Below are 21,244 nucleotides of genomic sequence, written 5' to 3' on the forward strand. Positions count from 1 at the left end.
TCAATAGAATGAGGTATGCCTACGGAGCCCCTCTCGCGAGGCCGCATCGTCGCCACGGCCATCGACCTCATCGAGCGCGAGGGCGCCGACGCGGTCTCCATGCGGCGCATCGCGGCCGAGCTCGGCGTCGGTGTGATGTCCCTCTACAACCACGTGCCCAACAAGGACGCCCTGCTCAACGGGGTGGCCGAGGCGGTGCTGAGCGAGATCGAGTTCACCGACGACCCCGGCGCGCACTGGACCGAGCGGGTGCGCATGCAGGCTCGGGCGTTCCGCCAGATCGCCCATGACCATCCGCGCTCGACCATGGTGGTCGTCAGCCGCCAGCTCCACTCCACGGCCGGGCTGCTTCCGGTCGAGCGGGCGCTGGCCACGCTGCGTGGCGCCGGGTTCGACGGGGCGGACGCGGTCAGGATGCTGCGGATGTTCATCGCGTACATCGTGGGCTCGCTGCTGCGGGAGGTGGGGGTGACGCCCACGTTCGCGCCCGTCCACAACCGGCTCGTCAAGGCCGAGGGAGTCGATCCCGCGCTGTTCCCCGAGGTCCACTCACTGGCGCCGCTGCTGGATCAGTGCGATCACGAGGCGGAGTTCGAGTTCGGGCTGGAGCTGCTCATCCAGGCGATCGAGGTGCACGTGGCGCGCAGGGAGGGCACCCGGTGAGCCCCGGGTGCCCTCTCCCGCCTTCGGCTAGTACCAGTTGTGCGATCTCCAATGTCCCCAGGCGCCGCACGGCCTGCCGTACCTCCCCTTGATGTAGGACAGCCCCCACCGGATCTGCGTCTCCGGGTTGGACTTCCAGTCGCGGCCGGCGCCGCGCATCTTGCCCGCGGGCAGTGCCTGCGGGATGCCGTACGCGCCGGACGAGCGGTTGAGTGCGTGATGGTTCCAGTTGCTCTCCCTGGTCCAGAGACTGTCCAGGCAGCGGAACTCCTGCAGGTTCCACGACCGCTGGACCACCTGGCCCAGTGCGATCCTCTTGTTCTTGTTGGGCGTCGCCACCGCCACCTTGGGCTGCGCCTTCGTCGTCCAGGTCCCGATCCGCACCACGGGCGGGCGGTCGGCCCAGGCCGCGGGTGCCCCGATCGCGGTGAACGCGGTGAGCGCGGTGACACTGACGAGCGCGCGTTTGCTGTCCAAATCGATCCTTGCTGTCGGGTCGCGTGCGGACAGGCGCACTTGCATCGGGCGCCCCTGCCGATCCGCGTCCGTGGCTCGGACGCGGAGGGTCCGCGCGGCCCTCCGGGAATCTGGCACCGCCCGATCCCGCTGGGTGGCCCGAAAGGCGCCGCGACGTGTCCTCTAGCACGATTCCTATTACGTTCGGTCACCGCGGGTCGTCCATCTCGACACGCGGTGGAGAGGTGTTTGCGCGAGCGTGGCGGATAAAAGTCCCTCTCGCAGGCCCGGCCTTGCCCGCCCCGCCGTCCGGCTGAACCGGCCTTGCCGCAAACCGCGACCAACTATGGGGTTTGACCGGGCGGGAGCCGCGGGTAAGCACGGCCTCCCACGACGGGGGATCGGCGGTGGGGTGCCGCCGATCCCCCGTCGGGCCGTTACCGCTGGGCCGGTGACGTGGTCACGTACCGGGCCGTGTTCGCCTCGGCGTCCGTGTGTGACCGCTGGAAGCCCGCCTTCTCCAGGACCCTGATCGAGGCCGGGTTCGACAGTTCGACGCCGGCGCACACCGTGTGCACGCCCGGCGCCGTGAGGGCGAACTCCGTCAGCGCGCGCGCCGCCTCGGGAGCGTAGCCGCGGCCCCGGCGGGAGGCCACGATGCCGTACCCGATCTCCAGGGTGCCGTCGGCGGGCGGCCAGAACAGGCCGATGGAGCCGACCACGAGACCGCCGTCGCGCTCGATGATCTGGCGGTGGCCGTACTCGTCCAGCCACGCGGGGTGCTCGGCGAACAGGCCGGCGATGACGTGGTCACCCTCGGCGGGGAAGTCGTCGGCCCAGTGCGCGGACCGGGTGCCGTGCAGGACGGCGTCGGCTTCGCCGGAGGTCCAGGAACGCAGCACGAGGCGGTCGGTGGTCAGGTCGGTGCCGGCCACCGAGAAGAAAGAAGACACTTGTGACTCCAGGTCGTTGATACGACCGGACCGCGCTCTAGGCTCGCGCGGGCCGGAGAAGGGCACGCTGATGACGACTGCCGGCAGCCATATTCATCAACCTCCTTCGCTCCGGAGCGATCAGGCGCCTCTCGCGCCGCCGCGAGCTTAGCAGCCCCGCGATGGGGCAGGGCGCGAGACCGAATCACGTTCCGGAGGCGTAGGGTGCGGTTCATGAGCCTCACTGACATCCAGCTCCACACCCTCGACGACGCCCCCACCACCTTCGGAGAGCTGGCGGCCGGCAAGGCCGTCCTCGTCGTCAACGTGGCCTCGCGATGCGGCCTCACCCCGCAGTACGGCGCCCTGGTCAAGCTTCAGGAGCAGTACGGCCCGCGCGGCTTCACGGTGGTCGGCATGCCCTGCAACCAGTTCGCCGGTCAGGAGCCGGGCTCGGCCGAGGAGATCCAGGCGTTCTGCTCGACGACGTACGGCGTGGACTTCCCGCTCCTGGAGAAGGCCGACGTCAACGGCCCCGACCGCCACCCGCTCTACGAGGAGCTGACGCGGACCGCCGACGAGCAGGGCGAGGCGGGCGACGTGCAGTGGAACTTCGAGAAGTTCCTGGTGGACCGGGAGGGCGCCGTCGTGGCCCGCTTCCGCCCCCGCACCACCCCGGACGACCCCGCGGTCACGTCCGCCATCGAGAAGCTCCTCTGAGCGGAAAATCCTTCGACGCCTCGCGAGTGGTCGGCGAGGATGATCGGATGATGTCCGAGACGAGGGTCGCCGTGGTGACCGGCGTGAGCAGGCGGATCGGGATCGGCTACGCCATCGCGCGCGAGCTGCTGGCGACGGGCGCGAAGGTGCTGGTGCAGTCGTGGACCCCGCACGACGCCGAGCAGCCGTGGGGCAGCGATCCCGCGGGCATGGACGGCGTGCTGGAGTCGCTGGGCGGCGTCGGCGACCGGCTGCACCACGTGGAGGCCGATTTCGCGGACCCGGCGGCGCCGGCGTGGGTGATGGAGCAGGCGGTCGGCAGGTTCGGGCACGTGGACGTGCTCGTGGCCAACCACGCCCGCAGCAACCGGCAGTCGCTGGCGGAGCTGACGGCCGCCGAGCTGGACCTGTCGTGGGCGGTGAACGCCCGGGCCAGCGCGCTGCTGACGCAGGCGTTCGCGGCCCAGCACGACGACCGGCGGTCCGGCGGCAGGGTGATCCTGTTCACCTCGGGCCAGCATCTGGCGCCGATGCCGGACGAGCTGCCGTACGCGATCAGCAAGGGCGCGATCCACCAGATGACGGCCAGCCTGGCCGACGCGCTCGCGGACCGGGGCATCACCGTCAACACCGTAAATCCGGGGCCGGTCGACACGGGGTGGGCCGACCCCGAGCTCGCCCGGCACGTCGGCCGCTCGCTTCCGGCCGGGCGCTGGGGGCGGCCGGAGGAGGTGGCCCGGGTGGTGCGCTGGCTCGCCTCGGACGAGGCCGCCTGGATCACCGGGCAGGTGATCAACTCCGAGGGAGGATTCCGCCGCTGGGTTCCGTAATCGTGTGATTTCACTCCGTGACGGGTAGGGGTCCAGGCATTGGCCTGACGTCCCGCAGGGAGCACGCGATGACGATCAATCCGTACGCCGGCTCGCCCTTCAGCTATGCCACCGAGCCGGCCGTGGGGCCGTACTCGATCGTGGAGCTGATGCCCGGCGTCCGGAACCTGCTGGACTACACCGGGCTCCAGCCGGGCGAGCGCGTGCTGCTGCTCATGGAGCACACCGTCGACCCCGTCGTCGTCCAGGCCATTGCGGCGGCCGCGGCCTACCGGGACGCCGACGTGCGCATCCTGTCCGTGCCGCCGTTCAGCCCCGGCGGGTGGGACAGAGAGGCGTCGCTGCACATCGAGACGGCCGCCTTCCGCGAGGCCGACCTGGTGATCAGCGGCACCTGGTGGGGCGAGGTGCACACGGCGCCGCTCTTCTTCGACCAGATCAAGTCACGCTCCTCCCGCTTCCTGTCCCTGCACATGACGGCCACCGCGGGGGCGTTGCTCACCGGAGGGCGGCTGCCCGCCGAGGTCTTCTACGCGCTCCTGCGCCGGACGCTGGGGCAGATGTCGGGCGCCCGCTCGATCCGGGTGACGTCCGCGCGGGGGACGGACGTGACGTTCTCGGGGCCGGCGTTCGACCCGGACCCCGGCGCGATGCGGCCCGGGGACTGGCGGCCCTTCCCGTACGGGGGCGCCAACTTCTGGCCGACGGACACCGAGGGCGTCCTCATGATCGAGGACAGCACGGTCACCGGCGTGCCGGAGGAGCCCCTGCGCATCACCCTGGAAGGCAACCTCGTACGCAAGATCGAGGGCGGGGTCGCGGCCGAGCAGCTGCGGCGTTACGCGCCCGGCGGCTTCTACATGCGCCACGGCCTGATCGGGCTCAACCCGAAGGTGCGGGTCGCCGGGGGGAACCAGTTCGAGCGGGAGAAGCACGCCGGGGCCTTCTACTGCGGCATCGACGGACTGACCGACGGGGAGCCGGTCACGACGGGCCCGGGTTTCGCGCACTGCGACTGCCAGGTCGACCGGCCCACCGTGCTGGTGGACGGGGAGCTCTTCATCGAGAACGGGCGCCTGCTGATGCTGGACGAGCCGGAGATCAGGGAGGTCGCGGCGCGGTTCGGCCCGCCGGACGTGATCCTCGACGACAACCCGATCATGATCCTGCCCCGCCGCTACACGGGTGGTGGAGCCCGCTAGCGGTGGGGGCCGCAGCTGCCCCGGATGATGAGCTCCGTCGGCAGGACCACGCTGCGCGGCTTCCTGGTGCCGGCCCGGAGCACCAGCTCCGCCGCCCGGTAGCCCATGTCGCGGCCCGGCTGGGCGATCACCGTCAGGGGCGGGGAGCACAGCTCGGCCCAGGGCACGTCGTCGTACATCACCAGCGACACGTCCCTGGGCACCCGCAGGTCCAGCTCCCTGGCCGCGAGCACCGCCGCCTCACCCAGCACGTTGCCCCCGGCGACCACGGCCGACAGGTCGGGGCGGCTCTGGAAGAGGCCAGAGGCGGCGGCGTAGGCGGAGTCGCGGCTGCCGGTGCCGAACACGACGAGCTCCTCGTCCACCGGCGCCCCCACGGCCTCCCTGAAGGCGTTCACCCGGCTCTCCTGGCCGGGGCCGCCGAGGAAGGCGATGCGCTTGTGGCCCAGGCCGCGCAGGTAGCGCACGGCCGTGCGGATGCCGGCCCGGTCGTCGGCCACCACGGCGGGGATGTCCAGCGGGCGGGCCGGGGCGGCGGCGGAGAGGCCGTCCAGGGCCATGAGGTCGGCCACGGCCGCCGCCCGCACGTCCTCCGGGGACGACTGGAGCGGGAGGCGGTCGGCGAAGACCACCGTCATGCCCGCGCGGAGCGCCGGGGACCAGGTGTCCGCGTCGCCCGACGGAACGGCGATCAGGCGGTCCACGCTCTGCTCCAGGAGCATGCCGACCAGGTCGGCCTCCTGCTCGGGGTCGCCGCCCGTGGAGCCGATCACGACGGGCTCGCCGGCCGAGCGGGCGCAGGCGAGCACACCCTCGGAAAGCTGGCCGTAGAAGGTGTCGGTCAGGTCGGGGACGAGCAGGCCGATCCCGCCCGTGCGGCGTTGGCGTAGGTTGCGGCCCAGGGCGCTCGGGCGGTAGTCGAGCTGGGCGGCGACGGCCAGGACGCGCTCCCTGGTCGCCGCACTGGCCGAGCCGCCCGACAGTACTCTGGACACGGTGGCGACGCCCACACCGGCCGCCTCGGCCACATCCTTGATCGTCGCCCGCCTCTCCATGGAAACGATTCCATCATGGTTTCCGGAAAACGGGAAGACATGCGTTCCCACAAGGGCTGGTCACGCGGTAACCCTTGACACCGATGTCCGTTTCGGGTGAGATGCTTGAAAACGTATCCACGTGAGTGGGTCACGGTAACAACGTCCGGGCCACCGCCCTGGAGCGCGAAGGAATGTCATGGCATCCATCGTTCTGACGAACGTCGACAAGGTCTACGCCGGTGGCGTGAAGGCCGTGAACGGGCTCAACCTTGAGATCAAGGACGGCGAGTTCATGGTGCTCGTGGGCCCATCCGGTTGCGGTAAGTCGACCGCGCTCCGGATGATCGCGGGCCTCGAGGACATCAGCGGCGGCGAGATCGCCATCGGCGAGAAGGTGGTCAACCACCTCCCGCCCAAGGACCGCGACATCGCGATGGTCTTCCAGAACTACGCGCTCTACCCCCACATGACGGTCGAGGAGAACCTCGCCTTCGGCCTCAAGCTCCGCAAGATGCCCAAGGCGGAGATCCAGAAGCGGGTCAACGAGGCCGCCAAGATGCTCGGCCTCGAGACGTACCTCAAGCGCAAGCCGGCCGCCCTCTCCGGTGGTCAGCGCCAGCGTGTCGCCATGGGCCGCGCCATCGTGCGTGAGCCGCAGGCCTTCCTCATGGACGAGCCGCTGTCCAACCTGGACGCCAAGCTCCGCGTCTCCATGCGCGCCTCGCTCAACCAGATGCACGAGCGCCTCGGCGTCACCACCGTGTACGTCACCCACGACCAGGTCGAGGCCATGACCCTCGGCGACCGCGTCTGCGTCCTGCGCGACGGCCTGCTCCAGCAGGTCGACACCCCGCAGAACCTGTTCGACAAGCCGGTCAACCTGTTCGTCGCCGGCTTCATGGGCTCGCCCTCGATGAACTTCGCCACCGCCGAGCTCGTCCGCGACGGCGGCGACGCGGCCGTCACCTTCGCCGACATCAAGCTGTCGATCCCCGACTCGACCTTCACCGACAAGCCGGGCCTCGACCAGTACATCGGCAAGAAGATCATCCTCGGCATCCGCCCCTCCGACTTCGAGGACGCGGCCTCGGCCGGCAACCACGCCAACGGCTGGGCCACCCTGCCGGTCAAGGCGGAGGTCACCGAGGAGCTGGGCTCCGAGATCAACGTGCTGTTCCTGATCGACGCCCCGCCGGTCGAGCACAAGGACACCGTCGCCGCCGCCGACGCGGGTGACGACGAAGAGGCCGCGCTGCCGCTGTCGGGCGACAAGTCCCTGTGGACCGCCCGCGTCAACGCCCGCAGCCACGCCCGTCCCGGCCAGAACATCGACCTGGTCCTCGACACGCACAACCTGCACTTCTTCGACCCCGAGAGCGGCCTGTCGATCGGCCACGAGGCCAACCGCTAGCCGACTCCTGCATTCCCGGCCGTGAGCCTCGCTCACGACCGCTCGGGCCCCCACCGCGACCCCCTCCCGCGGCGGGGGCCCGTTCCATTGGATCCGGTATCGGCCCCGGGCACCGGTACGGGGTCAGCGGCCGATGCTCGACGAGACGCGGGCCTGCAGGCCGCGCGGCACGAGTCTGCCGATCGCGACGATGGCCTTGTAACGCAGGTCCGGCACGCTCACCCGCTTGCCCAGCGCCAGGTCGCGCATGGTCTCCCGCACCACGTCGTCGGCCTTCAGCCACAGGAACCCGGGGATCCCCGAGGTGTCCATCGAGGCCCGCTGGTGGAACTCGGTCCGCACGAAACCGGGGCAGAGCGCCATGATCTTGATGCGCGGGTTGCCCACGTCGCTCGCGGCCGACTCGCTGAAGTTCACCACCCACGCCTTGGACGCGCTGTACGTGCCCCGCGGGAAGAACGCCGCCACCGAGGCCACGTTGACGATCGCGCCCCGGTCGCGCTCCCGCATGCCGGGCAGCGCGGCCAGCGTCAGCCTCAGCACGGCCTCGCAGTGCACCTTGAGCATGCGCACCTCGTCCTCGACCGGCACCTCCAGGAACCGGCCCGGGTGGCCGAACCCGGCGTTGTTGACCAGCAGGTCGACGCCGCCGGCGACCCTGGACTCCACCCTGGCCAGCCCTTCCTCGGTGGCGAGGTCGGCGGACAGCACCTCGACGCCGACGCCGTACCTGAGCTTGAGCTGGTCGGCGCTCTCGGAGAGCCGTCGCTCGTCGCGGGACACCAGGACGAGCGAGAAGCCGTCGGCGGCCAGGCGCCGGGCGAAGGCGGCGCCGAGGCCGGAGGTCGCGCCGGTGATCAATGCGGTAGGCATACCTGAACCCTAATGCCGTGCGAGGATGGGCCTCGTGCGACTCGTGGCGGCCTCGACGGCCCTCGTCCTCGTGACCCTCACCGCGTGCGCGCAGGAGCCCGCGCCGGCCCCGCTCGACCCCGTGGAGAGCGCCGCCCCGACGCCGGAGCCCACCGTTACGGAGCCCCTGGAGCACGGAGAGTTACGCTTCAAGCAGATCGCCAAGCTGGAGCAGCCGGTGGCGTTCGCCGTGCGCAAGGGCGACGACCGCCTCTACGTCGCCGAGCAGACCGGCAGGCTGCGCACCTCCGACGGGGACGTCGTGATCGACCTGTCCCGCGAGGTGAGCGGCGGCAACGAGCAGGGCCTGCTCGGCGTCGCGTTCCATCCCTCCGGCCGCTGGGTCTACCTCGACTGGACCGACGCGCGGGGCGACACCCACGTCACCGAATGGGCCTTCGACGGCTCCAGGGCCACGGCCAGGCGCGACGTGCTCACCCAGGATCAGCCCTACCCCAACCACAACGGCGGCCAGCTCGCCTTCGGCCCCGACGGCCACCTTTACATCGCGCTCGGCGACGGTGGCAGCGCCGGCGACCCCCAGGGCAACGGCCAGGACCTGACGACCCTGCTCGGCAAGATCCTGCGCATCGACCCGCGCGGCGGCCGGCCGTACAAGATCCCGGCGGACAACCCGTTCGCCGACAAGAAAGGCGCAAAGCCCGAAATATGGGCTTACGGGCTTCGTAACCCCTGGCGGTTCGGCTTCGACCGCGGCACGGGAGACCTGTGGATCGGCGACGTCGGGCAGAACGCCTGGGAGGAGGTCGACCACCAGCCGGCCGGGTCACGGGGCGGCGAGAACTACGGTTGGAACGCCCGCGAGGGCAAGAGCCGCTTCCGGGGCGCGAAGGGCCGCGACATGGTCGACCCGGTGATCACGTATCCCCTGGAGGAGGGCGGAAACTGCTCCGTCATCGCCGGATACGTCTACCGCGGCGAGAAGATCCCCTGGCTGCGGGGCCGGTTCCTGTACGGCGACTTCTGCGCCGGCTGGATCAAGGCCGCACCGGCCGATGGGCCGACCGATGGGGCCGAGGTCGGGAAGGTCGAGCAGCTCTCGTCGTTCGGCGAGGGGCATGACGGCGAGCTGTACGCGCTCAGCCTGCGTGGTCCGATCTACCGGATCGAGCCTGCCTGACCCGCTCGATCAGCCCCTCGACCTGGTCGTTCAGCTTGCTGCCCCGGGCCCAGCCCGCGTAGAGGGTGAGGAAGACGACCACCTCGCGCAACTCGGTCTCGGTGAGCTCGCACGAGCGCAGCGCGGTGTCGAGATGGATGTCCGTCTGCTCGTGGAGCCCCTGGCCGACGAGCAGCCCGAGAAGGAGCAGGCGGCGCTCCCGCACCGACAGGACCGTCCTCGACCAGACCTCGGCGAACTGTCGTTCCGCCGTCATGCCGAAGGAGTCGACGGTCTCCATTGCGGGTTCTGACATTGTGCGCTCCCGGGCCGGTCGGAAGGGATCCTCATATCTTTCGCTACTTCCCCAGATGAACCAATGGGGGTTGCATGAACGTTGTAGCCACCTGAACCGCCCCCAGGGTGACCCGCCACGGAGCGCTACGGACCGTGCACAAAGCCTTAATTGATCTGTAACAAGTAAAGCCAAGGCACGGCCAAGATTTGGTCAAGATTTTTCCCTCCGCTTCGCGCTCATTGTGTCGGAAAGCGGGCACAACAACTCCGTTGGTCCGTAAAGCGGAGGTAAGCCCTGGTGAAAAAGGCACGGGGTTTGATCGCGGTCACGGTCGCGATCCTGATGCTGTCCGCGTGCGCCGGACAGCCCGAATTCCATTACGTACGCGACTCGGCGGGCACGACCTACTTCAAGGTGCCGTCCTCGTTCACGCAGCTCAACGCCGACCCCATTGAGCTGTACCTGTCCGGAGACCAGCCGAACTCGGTGGCGGCCCTCCTCCGGGCCCAGCGGGTGTGGTCCACCGCCTTCGACCAGTCCGCGGAGCCGTCCGTCAACCACCTGCTGGGCTCGACGGAGCCGTTCGTCTACGCCACCGTGCACCAGCTCACGGAGGAGCAGCGGGACGCCATCTCACTGAACCGGCTGCGCGACTTCGTGCTGCCGGTGACCTCGCAGATGCGCGAGCTCTACGCGCAGCAGGCCATGGCGACAGGCCAGCCGTCGATGTTCAAGAACTTCGCGCTCCTCAACGACGAGGTCATGACGATGGACAACGGCGCGAGGGGAGTCCGGGTCCGCTTCGAATACCAGATCGGCGAGGACGTCCAGACGTTCGACCAGACCGCCATCCTCGACGAGAAGGGCGCCACGGTCTCCGTCATGCTCATCGGCTGCCAATCCGTCTGTTTCCGGAAGCGCGCCGCCGAGTTCGACAAGATCGAGAGTACGTTCAAGCTGCTCCGGCTGCCTGGATGAGGGAGCACCATTGACCACGACCAATCACCATGAAGGGCTGCGTGCCCCCGGCAGCGGGCCCTCCGACCCCGAATCCGTGACCAGAAAGAAGATGCAGTTCTGGGACCGGAGCAAATTCCTCATCGCCCTGGTGGTGGCCTTCCTCATCCTCACGTGGAAGGTGATGGCCGACTGGCAGGGCGTCGTCGCGTTCCCCGAGGCGGCCCAGAAGATCGCGTACGAATACCCATGGATCTTCTGGCTGCTCGGCGTGGAGGTCGTGCGGCAACTCCACTTCCTGGTCAGCGAGCACTGGTCGGCCTACCACCGCTTCTGGAGCCACCGGGTGTTCGGCGGCTTCGAGCGCTGGACGCACCGGCGGTTCGACGACTGGACGAGGTACCGGCTCTCCCGGGCGCTCAAGGTCACCTTCTTCGTGGTGCTGACGGCCCTGGTGCTGGGGGCGGTGCTGGACGTCAGCCCGTTCGTGGCGGTGATGCAGGCGCCGGCGCTGCTCTGGAACGCGATGCCGTTCCTGATCCAGATCGTCTTCCTGTTCTTCGTGGTCATCATCCAGTTCGTGGGCCTGTTCTGGTTCCTGTCCAGGGGCGGCGTGGAGACGTACTTCCCCGACGACATCAAGACCCGCTTCCACGACGTGTGGGGGCAGGACCACGTGGTCGAGCGCGTCCGGGAGAACATCGTCTTCCTCGAGCGCCCCGACGAGATCGAGCGGCGCGGCGGGTACGTCCCCAGCGGCCTGCTGCTGTGGGGGCCGCCGGGCACCGGCAAGACCCTCATGGCCGAGGCCGTCGCGGGTGAGACCGGCAAGCCGTACGTGTTCGTGGATCCGGGCGCGTTCACGAACATGTTCATGGGTGTCGGCATCCTCAAGGTCAAGGGGCTGTTCAGGAAGCTGCGCAAGCTGGCGCTCCGGTACGGCGGCGTGATCGTCTTCTTCGACGAGGCCGACTCGCTCGGCAAGCGCGGCCGCCTCGCCCAGCAGGGCCCGCCCGGGCAGGGCGGCTTCTCCGGCCTGTCCGGCGTCAACGGCTGCCACGGGCTCAACTACCTGTCCGAGGAGACCCGCCAGGTGCTGGCCTTCCGGGCCGGGCGCGAGTCGCCCGACGAGCCGGGGCGGCGCAACCGCTTCTTCATGGGCGGCGGCATGAACGGCTCGGGCGACCCGGGCACGCTGCAGGCGCTGCTCACCGAGCTGTCCGGGCTCAAGAAGCCGCGCGGGTTCTTCAACCGGCTCGTCCGCCGGCTGCTCGGCATGCGGCCCAAGCCGCCGCCCAAGTACCGCATCCTCGTCATGATGGCCACGAACCGGCCCGACGCGCTCGACGAGGCGCTGCTGCGGCCGGGCCGCATCGACCGCATCTACAAGGTCGGCTACCCGTCCAAGGCCGGGCGGGTCCGCACGTACCAGGGCTATTTCGACAAGGTGTGGCACGAGCTCACCCCGGAGCAGATCGACAAGCTGGCCACGATCACCCCGTACGCCACCGGCGCCACGATCAAGGACCTGGTCAACGAGTCGCTGATCACCGCCATCAGGGACAGCCGCGAGGTCATCACCTGGTCGGACGTGCTGCGGGCCAAGCGGCTCAAGCAGCTCGGCCCGCCCGAGGACGTCGAGTACATCGAGCGCGAGCGGCACGCCGTGGCCGTGCACGAGGCCTGCCACGCCGTCGTGGCGTACGTGACCCGCTTCCACCTCGAGATCGACATCGCCACCATCGAGAAGGGCGCCGACTACCTGGGCATGGTCGCCTCGATCAAGCCCGAGGACCAGTTCACCCGGTGGAAGTCCGAGCACGAGGCCGACATCATGGTCTCCCTGGCCTCGCTGGCCGGCGAGCGGATGTTCTTCGGCGAGGACAACTCCTCCGGCGTCTCCGGCGACTTGTACTCGGCCACGTACCTGACCGCCATGATGGAGTCGTACTGGGGGATGGGCTCCGGCGTCACCTCGCTGCCGGCCCTCCAGGAGCTGGAGATCATGGGCGGCAAGGCCATGCGCAAGGCCCGCCCCGGCGCCGGCGGCGCGATCGGCATCACCGAGCGGGAGCCCGCCAGGAACCAGCCCGACCTGACTCCCGACGTGCTGGGGGAGCGGATCGAGTTCAACCTGGTGCGGATGCTGGAGAAGACCGAGGAGCTGCTGCAGGAGCACCGCAGGGAGGTCCTCTGCGTGGCGCACGCGCTGGAGACGCACAAGACGCTCAACGGCGACGACGTGGTGGCCATCATCCGCCGGGAGCCCGGGCCGCTCATCGACGGCACGATCTACGCCTCCGACGAGCTCTGCCAGGAGCTGGAGGACTACCACCGCGACGCGGCCAGGGCCCACAAGGAGCACAGCCACATCGAGCGGGACCTTCCCGGGCCCGTGGAGGAGCCGGTCGAGCTGCAGCCGATCGCCTACGGCGGTCCCGGCGTGTCGGCCGTCCAGCCGGCGTCCCCGGCAGCGCAGCCCTCGGTGATCCAGGCTCCGCCCCTCATCACGCACGAGGTGAACGGAGAGGTGGCCGAGCGCCCCGAGTTCGTGCCGTGGGCGGCGGCCTCGCCGTCTCCCACGCCGGTGCCCGTCGTGGTGGGGACACCGACCGCCGCCGCGGTCCCGCCTCCGGCGCCGCGGCGCGCGGGCCGGGTCTGGCTGGTCGTCGCCAGCCTGCTCGGGCTCGTGGCGCTGTCCATCATCGCGGCGCTCGCGGTGACGGGCACGGTGGCGGGCGTCGGCACGAACGCGGCCACCTCGACCGTGGCCTCGCCGGGGTTGCTGCTCCTGCTGTTCGTCGTGGTGGTCGCGGTGATCGTGGGCGCCGGGCTCGCGCTCGTCGCGATCAAGGGGGTACGCGCCGCGCAGGCCAAGGCCGAACGCGAACGCGACCAGGCCCACGCCCGCGCCCAGCTCCTGGCGGCGGCGATGGATCCCGACACGGCGATGCGGCTGCTCGGCTACGACGGGAACGGGACGGAGGGCCGCACCTGACACGACGGCTCTGATCGCATGGCGTGGCGCCCCCGGCGCCACGCCATCTTTTTACCTTTGGAGTGCCTGATTAACACGGCGTTCACATTCGGGCAAAAACCGGGAAACGGCCGTCCGTAAGACTCGGCGTGGCTGTGAACACCGTGAAGAAAAGGACCGCCGTGAGCTACAAGGCTGAGTACATCTGGATCGACGGCACCGAGCCCACGGCTCTGCTGCGCTCGAAGACGAGGATCCTCGCCGACGGGGCCGAGCCGCCGGTCTGGGGCTTCGACGGCTCCAGCACCAACCAGGCCGAGGGCCACTCGTCGGACCGCGTGCTCCGCCCGGTGTTCGTCTGCCCCGACCCGATTCGCGGCGGTGACAACGTCCTGGTCCTCTCCGAGGTCGAGGAGATCAACGGCGACGCGCACGTCAGCAACAGCCGCGCTCTGCTCCGCCCGATCGCCGAGAAGTACGCCGCTCAGGAGTCCTGGTTCGGCATCGAGCAGGAGTACACCTTCTTCAAGGGCAGCCGCCCGCTCGGCTTCCCCGAGGGCGGCTTCCCCGCCCCGCAGGGCCCGTACTACTGCGGTGTCGGCGCCGACGCCATCTTCGGCCGCGAGATCGTCGAGCTCCACCTCGACCGCTGCCTCGCCGCCGGTCTGGCGATCTCCGGCATCAACGCCGAGGTCATGCCCGGCCAGTGGGAGTTCCAGGTGGGCCCGGCGGGCCCGCTCGAGGTCGCCGACCACCTGTGGGTGGCCCGCTGGCTGCTCTACCGGACCGCCGAGGAGTTCGGCGTCGAGGCCACCCTCGACGCCAAGCCCGCCCGCGGCGACTGGAACGGCGCCGGCGCGCACACCAACTTCTCGACCAAGGCCATGCGCGAGGGCTACGACGCCATCATCACCGCCTGCGAGGCGCTCGGTGAGGGCGACAAGCCGATGGAGCACATCACGCAGTACGGCGCGGGCGTCGAGAGCCGCCTGACCGGCGCCCACGAGACCGCCCCGTGGAACAAGTACAGCTACGGCGTGTCCAACCGCGGCGCGTCCGTGCGCATCCCGTGGCAGGTCGAGGTGGAGAAGAAGGGCTACATCGAGGACCGTCGCCCGAACGCCAACGTCGACCCGTACGTGGTCACCCGCCTGCTGGTGAACACCTGCTGCTCGGCCCTGGCGAAGGCCGGCCAGGTCTGACCCGCCCGCAAGCGACGAAGAACGGGCCCCTCGCCTCCGAGGGGCCCGTTCTCGCGTTTGATCAGGGCAGGCGGAAGGCCAGGTCGGGCTCGATCTCGGCGACGTCCATCTGGGCCTTCTGCAGGCGGCCCGAATGGTCCCAGTTCATTGCCTGCCAGCGGGTGAACTGGTCGAGCACCCACATGCCGGACTGGCGGCTGCCGTTGCCGGACTTGCCGTTGCCGCCGAACGGGAGGTGGGCCTCGGCGCCCGAGGTCGAGTTGTTGACGCTGACCATGCCGGCCGAGATGCCCTCGCGGAAGCGGAAGGCGTGCTGCGGGTCGGTGGTGTAGATGGAGCTCGACAGGCCGTAGCCGGGCAGGTTGGCCAGCTCGATGGCCTCGTCGAGGGTGCTGAAGGTGGTGACGCCGACGATCGGGCCGAACGTCTCCTCCAGGAACAGGTGGTCGGTGGGCCGGACGCCGTCGACGACCACCGGGTGATAGTAGAGGCCCCCACCGCCGTCGAAGTCGCGGCGCGGGTTGTCCCCCGTAATTTTCCCGATATTTCCGGACACGACCTGGTGGTGGGGCTGGATCCAGGTCAGGTACTCCTCGTACCGATCTGCGAACTTCTGGTCGAGCAGCGGGCCCGCCAGCACGTCCTCCTCGGGGTCGCCGATCCTGGCCTCGCCCACGGCCCGCGCGAACCGCTCCACGAACTCGTCGTGCACGCTCTCGTGCACGATCACCGTGCCCAGGCTGGTGCAGCGCTGACCGGCCGTACCGAAACCGGAGAACAGCGCGCCCTCCACGGCCAGGTCGAGGTCGGCGTCCGGCATGATCACCATCGGGTTCTTGCCGCCCAGCTCCAGGCAGGCCGACTGCAGGTGCCGCCCGGTCAGCTCGCCGATCTTCCGGCCCACCTCGCTGGAGCCGGTGAACCCGACCTTCTGCACGCTCCCTTCGCCGAGCGCCTGCTCCAGGCCCTCGTACGTCGCGGCGCCGTCGGCGAACACGATGTTCAGCACGCCGTCGGGCAGCCCGGCGGCCACGAAGAGCTGGTACATGGCGTGCGCGGAGGCGGCGGCGTACTCGGCGGGCTTCCAGACGACGGCGTTGCCGCAGAGCAGCGCCGGGACCAGGTACCACGAGGGGACGGCGACCGGGAAGTTGCCCGCGGTGACGACCGCCGCCACGCCGATCGGGTTGCGGAACGTGAACAGGTTCTTGGCCGGCATCTCCGACGGGACCGTCTGCCCGTACAGCCTGCGGCCCTCGCCCAGGAAGAAGTCGCACGTGTCGACGATCTCCCGCACCTCGCCGAGGGCCTCGGCGTACGGCTTGCCGATCTCCTCCGTCACCAGATGGGCCAGCCGCTCGGCGTTGGCCTCGACCAGCCGGCCGATGGAGGCGATCACCCGGCCGCGCACCGGCGCCGGCACCTTGGCCCACTCGCGCTGGGCCTCCTTGGCGGTGCGGCAGGCGGCCGCGAACGTGCCGGCGTCGGCCAGCCCGACATGGGCCACGACCTCGCCGGGGCGCGCCGGGTTGGTCGACGGGTACGTGGTGGCGCTTCCCGTCTCCTTGCCACCCACGATGGAAACGATCTGACGGCTCACCGGTGTCCTCCTCGTAGTTCCTTCGGTCAGACAATCATCTCGCCGGAAAAAACCCAACCGGATGTCAGCCGCTCTCCTGGGCGAGCTTGCGCAGCTCCGGCCCGAACCTCGGGTGCGCGAGCGCGGCGGCGAACTGGGCCTTGAGGTAGTTGAGCGGCGAGCCCGTGTCCCACCAGGTGCCGTCGATCACCTGCCCGTACACCGGGTGGTCCGCGGCGTGCCGGTGCAGGGCGTCGGTGAGGTAGATCTCGCCCTGCGGGTTCTCCTGCCACCTGCGCGTCTGCTCGTGGAGCTCCTCGATGACGCCCGGGGTGACGACATATCCGCCGATGGCGGCGTACCGGGAGGGGGCCTGCTCGGGGGACGGCTTCTCCACCAGCCCGGAGATCAGCAGGCGGCCGCCGCCGAGGTCCTCCTTGACGATCGGCACGCCGTACCGCGAGGCGTCCTCGACGGCCATCGGCATCAGGGCCAGCACGGGGGCGTGGGTGGCGTCGTACGCGGCCTTGAGCTGCTTGGCCCTGGGCACCTCGGCCACGAACACGTCGTCGGCCCACAGCACCATGAACGGCTCGTCGCCGATGACGCGGGCGGCGTTGAGCACGGGCGTGCCGTTGCCGTAGGGGCCGTTCTGGTACAGGTACGTGATGTGGGCCAGCGACGACAGCTCCGCCACCGCGTCGGCCAGGTCGTCCTTGCCCGCGGCGCGGAGCTGGAGCTCGAGGTCGGCGTCGGGGGCGAAGTGCCGCTGGATGAGGTCCTTGCGGGACGAGGTGACGATGGTGATCTCGTCGATGCCGGAGTCCACGAGCTCCCGGATGGTGTGCTCGATGACGGGCTTGTCGCCGATCGGCAGCATCTCCTTGGGCAGCGCCCTGGTCAGCGGCAGCAGCCGCGAGCCGAGGCCGGCCACGGGGATGACGGCTTTGTGGACCATGCGTCTCTCCTTGATCGAGCGGCTTGATCGTGCGGGGAGAGAGCCGACGTTACCTCAGCCGTTTTAGTGGGCGGCGAGGGGCCCGTCAAAGGCGCCGGATCTTGATCGTGCCGGGCAGCAGCTGCTCGTTCGCGACCCGCTGACCCGTCCTGAGGATCACGTTGAGATCGGGGTTACCGGCAAGAGGGCTGAGGTCGATCTCCTCTGCCGCGTCCAGGAGACGCAACGTCCGGAGCCGGGGAAGGCTCGCGAGCGGTGCGAGGTCGGGCAGCCGGTCGCAATGATCCACGCCCAACGTGACAAGGTGCTCATGGCCGCGGAGCGGAGTGAGATCCCCGATGTCGATGTTCCTCAGCCAGAGGCTGTGCAGGCGGAAGCGGTCGAGCTCCGCCAGGTCCAAGCGGGTGGGGCCGGTGAGCTGGAGCCTCGTCAGAGCAGGGGAGGACTGCGCCAGAGCGTCCAGGCAATCGCTGACCCCTGTGACGGAGGCCAACGACACCCAATCCAGGTCCCGCATTTCGGCGAACGCCGCCGGCGGGATGGGCAGGCGTTCGCGATGGAGAACCAGCTCACGCAGCTCGGTTTGCCGGGACAGCGGGCCCGCCCAGTCGGATTGGTCGTGCGCCGGAAGTTCCAGTCCGAGCGACTTCAGGCGCGGGATCCGGTCGAGGAAGGTCGGATCGTCGAACTCGACGTTCCAGAGCGTGAGATCGCTCAGTTGCGGAAGTTCGCCGAGAGCCTCCAAGCCCATGGGGCGTGACGTGTCAAGTGAGATAAAGAGGCGTTTCAGCGCAGGCAACGCCTCCACGTCCTTCAGGGAGTCCATGGCGACGTCGCTCAGTTCCAGAGCCTTCAACTGCGGCACCTCTCGCAAGAAGCCGAGATCGGTGAGCCGTTCGTCCAGGTCGACGATCAAGGTCTCGGCCGTCCGCAGGTGCGCCACACCGCGAAGAAGACGGCTGCACGTGACCGTGACGCGGTCCGATTCAGCGAGCACACGTCGTGCGTAGACCTCGGCGTCGTAGTAATTCCAGCCCTCGTTGAGCTGCCTGCGGACTTCCCAGCGTGGATCGGCCGCGTACCCCGCCAGCTTGTCCAGCGCCTCCGGGCCGTTGATCAACCAGGCGGTCCGTACCGTCATGGCCGCTCGCCGGTCGGTCAGGCCGGACAGATCGCCGGGCAGGCGCCGCAGGATCTCCTCGCCCACCGCCGCCAGCACGCCCGCCTCCACCTCCGAGCGCGGCGGGATCACCTCGGCCAGGCACGCCTCGATGCGGTCGCGCAGCTCCACCGGGAGCTCCTGGATCGTCTCCAGGCACCCCGCCACCAGCAGCCGCAGCCGCCGCGCGTGCGGCCCGCCCTGGTCGGCGCGGTCCAGCAGGCCCGCCAGCAGTTCCCTGCGCACGCGGCCGGTCGCGTGCCCGGCGGCCATCACCACGACCTCGCGCCACTGGTCCAGATGCGCGCGTTCGACCGCCGCCTCCACGTCCTCGTCCTCCACGAGCTGGCCCGCCGCGAGGTACTCCTGCACCGTACGGTGCGCGAAGTCGATGCGGCCCGGCACCGGTTCGCGCAGCACGCCGGACCGGCGGAGCAGGTGTTCGAGCACGTCGGCGGCCGGATACGGCATGCGGGTCATCAGGGCCAGCTTGCGTTCGACGCTCTTCAGCGCCGTGGCCTTCGACAGCTCCGACCGGCCCATGGACACCAGCCGCCAGGCGAGGTCACGCAGGATCCAGACCTTCTGGTCGGGGTCCAGGGAGACCTCGTCGGTGATCCGGCGTTCGGCGTCCCGCCGTTCCAGCAGCAGGCTGAGCACCGCGTCGTAGAAGCCCATCCGGTTGCGCGGCAGCTGGGTGCGGCGGTCGAGGTTGAGCGCGCACAACATCGCGGCCAGCAGCGGCGTCGACGCCACGACCCCCAGGTGCGGGTTGGACTCCATGCGGGCCAGCAGCGCGACCTCGTAGCCCTCCAGCTCCTCGGGCGCGCACGGCAGGCTGGGGCAGTCGCGCATCGCCACGTGCCACTGCCGGATGAGCTCCCGCAGGTCGCCGGGCGTCATCGGCTCCAGCGTTGCCGCCGCGAACCCCTCGTCAGCCAGCCACCGCGCGTCCGCCGCGGTCGGCCGCGAGGTCACCACCACGCGCATCCCCGGGTACGCGGCCAGCAGCCGCGACAGCCACTCCCGGACGGCCGGGCGGTGCCGTACCAGCAGCTCGTCCACGCCGTCCACCAGCAGCAGCCCGCGGCCGGACTCCAGCACCCGCTCCACCCACCCGCGCGGCATGCGCCCGGAGACCTCCTGGGCGACGTCGTCCAGGAACGCGGACGGCGCGGGGAACCTGCCTCCGGCGTGGCTGCGGAGCTTGATCATCAGGGGGACGCAGCCGTTCCAGCCGGACAGGGCGCCGGAGAAGTCGCCGCGGGCCGCGGTGACGGCCAGCCAGCGCAGCAGCGTGCTCTTCCCCGAGCCCGCGTCGCCGCGCAGCAGCATGAGGCGTTCGCGACCCAGCGCCGACTCGATGCGCTCGGTGCCGAGCTCCCCTGCGGGGCGGCCGGTGAGCGAGGCGACCGAGAGGCGTTCGGGGGCGCGGCGCCCGCGCTCGCCCGCCGCGACGTTGAGGCTGATGTAGGCGACGCTCAGCGACGTACGGGGCCGGTAGTTCTCCACCCGCACCCCGAACAGCTCCACCTCGTCCAGGGTCCGGCTGACGAAGCCGAGGTAGTGGCGCTGGAACGCGTCGTCGTCCTGGCGGCCCTCGGGCGCCTCCAGCGTTCGCAGGGGCATGCGGGCGAGCAGGCGTTCCATGCCCTCGGCCAGGCCGCTCAGCCGGGCCAGGCTCTCCGTGGCCGCCCGCGGCACGTACTGGGGGAGCTGGCGCATCATGCCCGTCAGGCACTCGACGCACTCGGCGAGCAGCACCCCGTACAGCTGGTCCTCCGCCTCCCCGAGCCGAGGCTCCGGCAGCCGCGAGATGACGCGCCCGGCGAGCTTGGCCGCGTCGGCGTCGGCCTCGAAGAGGGCGGCGTCGGACAGGTCCGCCTGCCGCAGGGCGTGGACCACCTCCAGCAGCACGGCGGCCCGCGCCTGCTCGTCCAGCCCGCGGAACTCCTGTTCCAGCAGCCGGGACAGCCGCCCCTCCACGGCCAGCGCGATGCCCTGGAGCTGGTTGTCGAACTTCCTGGGCGCCAGCCGGTCGCGGAAGCCGCCCTGGATGAGGTCCTTCAGCTCCGACCCCTGCTCCTTGCGCGCGGCCCGGGTGGCGAGCCACTCCCGCATGGCACGTTCGGCGATCGACTTGCCCGCGGCCGTCAGCGCCGCCTCAATGCCTGGCATGCCTCCTATATACCGGCTTTGCTAAGCGGTGAAGTCGGCGAAATCGAAGCCTGGGGACACGACGCAGCTCACCAGTACCGCCTCGTCGGAGGCCGGGCGGGCCGACTGCCACACGCCGCCGGGCACGATCGCCTGGGGCACCTGACCCTTCTCCACGTCGGCCCCCAGCGTGACCACGGAGTCGCCGATCGTCAGGCTCAGCGGGCCGCCGCGGTGCCACAGCCAGACCTCGTCCGACCTGACCACGTGCGGCACCGACTCCTCGCCCGGCTGCAGCAGGAAGTAGATGCCCGTGGCGCTGGCCCGTGGCCCGGGGTAGCCGTCCGGGTGGAAGGTCACGGACGATCTCCACGTCTCCCTGAACCAGCCGCCTTCGGGGTGGGGGAGCAGGTCGAGGGCCGCGGCGACAGGCGGGCGCTCGACGAACGCCACGGGGGCGCCCGTCACGTCCCTGCGCAGGAAGAGGTTCCCGTCAAGGACGAGCTGCCCGTCGAGCGGGCTGGCCAGGGCCGCCGCCTCGTCGGGCACCTGGATGGACGGGCCGTCAGGGTAGGTTCGCAGCTCCACCTAGGAGAGTTTATGCCGATAAATCGGGACAAGATGGGTGGTTCGTTTCCGGTCGATGGGCATCTGGCGGACGGGGCGCGAAATGT

18 protein-coding genes are annotated in these 21,244 nt (G+C 70.1%); 9 read left to right on the forward strand and 9 right to left on the reverse strand.

Annotated features, from left to right (window positions below; all coding sequences use genetic code 11):
• Positions 1–15 precede the first annotated feature (15 nt).
• On the forward strand, positions 16–663 hold the full coding sequence (locus tag ABZX61_RS15010) for a TetR/AcrR family transcriptional regulator C-terminal domain-containing protein (RefSeq protein WP_350722440.1): 648 nt from the start codon (positions 16–18) through the stop codon (positions 661–663).
• Positions 664–690: 27 nt separating this feature from the next.
• Here the strand turns inward: ABZX61_RS15010 and ABZX61_RS15015 are convergent, their stop codons facing one another.
• Both ABZX61_RS15015 and ABZX61_RS15020 read right to left on the reverse strand, forming a co-directional pair.
• Complete coding sequence (locus tag ABZX61_RS15015; protein WP_350722438.1) at positions 691–1,140, reverse strand: lytic transglycosylase domain-containing protein; 450 nt, start codon at positions 1,138–1,140, stop codon at positions 691–693.
• Between the two features lie 416 nt (positions 1,141–1,556).
• Positions 1,557–2,072 (reverse strand): GNAT family N-acetyltransferase, encoded by a 516-nt coding sequence (locus tag ABZX61_RS15020; protein WP_350722436.1) that lies wholly within the window; start codon positions 2,070–2,072, stop codon positions 1,557–1,559.
• Positions 2,073–2,285: 213 nt separating this feature from the next.
• Here ABZX61_RS15020 and ABZX61_RS15025 point away from each other — a divergent pair, with 213 nt between their 5' ends.
• The 3 genes from ABZX61_RS15025 (at position 2,286) to ABZX61_RS15035 (ending at position 4,803) form a co-directional block, all read left to right on the forward strand.
• Positions 2,286–2,771: a glutathione peroxidase gene (locus ABZX61_RS15025; protein ID WP_355194736.1), complete on the forward strand. Its 486-nt coding sequence runs from the start codon at positions 2,286–2,288 to the stop codon at positions 2,769–2,771.
• A 47-nt stretch (positions 2,772–2,818) separates the two neighbouring features.
• Complete coding sequence (locus tag ABZX61_RS15030) at positions 2,819–3,601, forward strand: SDR family oxidoreductase (RefSeq protein WP_355194738.1); 783 nt, start codon at positions 2,819–2,821, stop codon at positions 3,599–3,601.
• Positions 3,602–3,669: 68 nt separating this feature from the next.
• Positions 3,670–4,803, forward strand: a complete 1,134-nt coding sequence (locus ABZX61_RS15035; RefSeq protein ID WP_355194740.1) for a hypothetical protein — start codon at positions 3,670–3,672, stop codon at positions 4,801–4,803.
• Here the strand turns inward: ABZX61_RS15035 and ABZX61_RS15040 are convergent.
• Positions 4,800–5,858: a LacI family DNA-binding transcriptional regulator gene (locus ABZX61_RS15040; protein WP_355194742.1), complete on the reverse strand. Its 1,059-nt coding sequence runs from the start codon at positions 5,856–5,858 to the stop codon at positions 4,800–4,802. The two genes, ABZX61_RS15035 and ABZX61_RS15040, sit on opposite strands and share 4 nt — an antisense overlap.
• Positions 5,859–6,036: 178 nt before the next feature.
• Between ABZX61_RS15040 and ugpC the strand changes: the two genes are divergently transcribed.
• Positions 6,037–7,251, forward strand: a complete 1,215-nt coding sequence (ugpC, locus tag ABZX61_RS15045) for a sn-glycerol-3-phosphate ABC transporter ATP-binding protein UgpC (protein ID WP_355194744.1) — start codon at positions 6,037–6,039, stop codon at positions 7,249–7,251.
• Positions 7,252–7,374: 123 nt separating this feature from the next.
• Here ugpC and ABZX61_RS15050 read toward each other — a convergent pair whose 3' ends face one another.
• Complete coding sequence (locus tag ABZX61_RS15050) at positions 7,375–8,124, reverse strand: SDR family oxidoreductase (RefSeq protein ID WP_355194745.1); 750 nt, start codon at positions 8,122–8,124, stop codon at positions 7,375–7,377.
• Between the two features lie 34 nt (positions 8,125–8,158).
• Between ABZX61_RS15050 and ABZX61_RS15055 the strand changes: the two genes are divergently transcribed.
• Complete coding sequence (locus ABZX61_RS15055) at positions 8,159–9,304, forward strand: PQQ-dependent sugar dehydrogenase (RefSeq protein ID WP_355194747.1); 1,146 nt, start codon at positions 8,159–8,161, stop codon at positions 9,302–9,304.
• Here the strand turns inward: ABZX61_RS15055 and ABZX61_RS15060 are convergent.
• Complete coding sequence (locus ABZX61_RS15060) at positions 9,264–9,599, reverse strand: carboxymuconolactone decarboxylase family protein (protein ID WP_355194749.1); 336 nt, start codon at positions 9,597–9,599, stop codon at positions 9,264–9,266. The genes ABZX61_RS15055 and ABZX61_RS15060 overlap by 41 nt on opposite strands.
• Before the next feature lie 279 nt (positions 9,600–9,878).
• Here ABZX61_RS15060 and ABZX61_RS15065 point away from each other — a divergent pair, with 279 nt between their 5' ends.
• The 3 genes from ABZX61_RS15065 to glnII all read left to right on the forward strand — a co-directional run bounded on the left by ABZX61_RS15065 (position 9,879) and on the right by glnII (position 14,717).
• A complete protein-coding gene (locus ABZX61_RS15065) occupies positions 9,879–10,559 on the forward strand; it encodes a hypothetical protein (RefSeq protein ID WP_355194751.1) in 681 nt (226 codons plus the stop codon).
• Between the two features lie 10 nt (positions 10,560–10,569).
• Positions 10,570–13,536: an AAA family ATPase gene (locus ABZX61_RS15070; RefSeq protein ID WP_355194753.1), complete on the forward strand. Its 2,967-nt coding sequence runs from the start codon at positions 10,570–10,572 to the stop codon at positions 13,534–13,536.
• 161 nt (positions 13,537–13,697) lie between these two features.
• A complete protein-coding gene (gene glnII / locus ABZX61_RS15075) occupies positions 13,698–14,717 on the forward strand; it encodes a glutamine synthetase (RefSeq protein ID WP_355194755.1) in 1,020 nt (339 codons plus the stop codon).
• A 61-nt stretch (positions 14,718–14,778) separates the two neighbouring features.
• Here the strand turns inward: glnII and ABZX61_RS15080 are convergent, their stop codons facing one another.
• From ABZX61_RS15080 to ABZX61_RS15095, 4 genes are all read right to left on the reverse strand, one after another.
• Positions 14,779–16,317 (reverse strand): aldehyde dehydrogenase family protein, encoded by a 1,539-nt coding sequence (locus ABZX61_RS15080; RefSeq protein ID WP_350722414.1) that lies wholly within the window; start codon positions 16,315–16,317, stop codon positions 14,779–14,781.
• Positions 16,318–16,381: 64 nt separating this feature from the next.
• Positions 16,382–17,254 carry a UTP--glucose-1-phosphate uridylyltransferase gene (locus ABZX61_RS15085; protein ID WP_350722412.1) on the reverse strand — a complete coding sequence of 291 codons (873 nt, stop codon included), beginning with the start codon at positions 17,252–17,254 and terminating at the stop codon, positions 16,382–16,384.
• An 85-nt stretch (positions 17,255–17,339) separates the two neighbouring features.
• Positions 17,340–20,591, reverse strand: a complete 3,252-nt coding sequence (locus ABZX61_RS15090; RefSeq protein ID WP_355194758.1) for an NACHT domain-containing protein — start codon at positions 20,589–20,591, stop codon at positions 17,340–17,342.
• 21 nt (positions 20,592–20,612) lie between these two features.
• On the reverse strand, positions 20,613–21,158 hold the full coding sequence (locus ABZX61_RS15095; RefSeq protein ID WP_355194760.1) for a cupin domain-containing protein: 546 nt from the start codon (positions 21,156–21,158) through the stop codon (positions 20,613–20,615).
• Positions 21,159–21,244: the final 86 nt, after the last annotated feature.

The organism is Nonomuraea sp. NPDC003709 (assembly GCF_040610775.1).
GTDB lineage: Bacteria > Actinomycetota > Actinomycetes > Streptosporangiales > Streptosporangiaceae > Nonomuraea > Nonomuraea angiospora_A.

Bases quoted from the DNA above. Each gene is read 5' to 3' on its own strand.
- ABZX61_RS15010 (WP_350722440.1), top strand. From the start codon at position 16: ATGCCTACGGAGCCCCTCTCGCGAGGCCGCATCGTCGCCACGGCCATC.
- ABZX61_RS15025 (WP_355194736.1), top strand. From the start codon at position 2,286: ATGAGCCTCACTGACATCCAGCTCCACACCCTCGACGACGCCCCCACC.
- ABZX61_RS15030 (WP_355194738.1), top strand. From the start codon at position 2,819: ATGATGTCCGAGACGAGGGTCGCCGTGGTGACCGGCGTGAGCAGGCGG.
- ABZX61_RS15035 (WP_355194740.1), top strand. From the start codon at position 3,670: ATGACGATCAATCCGTACGCCGGCTCGCCCTTCAGCTATGCCACCGAG.
- ABZX61_RS15040 (WP_355194742.1), bottom strand. From the start codon at position 5,858: ATGGAGAGGCGGGCGACGATCAAGGATGTGGCCGAGGCGGCCGGTGTG.
- ugpC (WP_355194744.1), top strand. From the start codon at position 6,037: ATGGCATCCATCGTTCTGACGAACGTCGACAAGGTCTACGCCGGTGGC.
- ABZX61_RS15050 (WP_355194745.1), bottom strand. From the start codon at position 8,124: ATGCCTACCGCATTGATCACCGGCGCGACCTCCGGCCTCGGCGCCGCC.
- ABZX61_RS15060 (WP_355194749.1), bottom strand. From the start codon at position 9,599: ATGTCAGAACCCGCAATGGAGACCGTCGACTCCTTCGGCATGACGGCG.
- ABZX61_RS15085 (WP_350722412.1), bottom strand. From the start codon at position 17,254: ATGGTCCACAAAGCCGTCATCCCCGTGGCCGGCCTCGGCTCGCGGCTG.
- ABZX61_RS15090 (WP_355194758.1), bottom strand. From the start codon at position 20,591: ATGCCAGGCATTGAGGCGGCGCTGACGGCCGCGGGCAAGTCGATCGCC.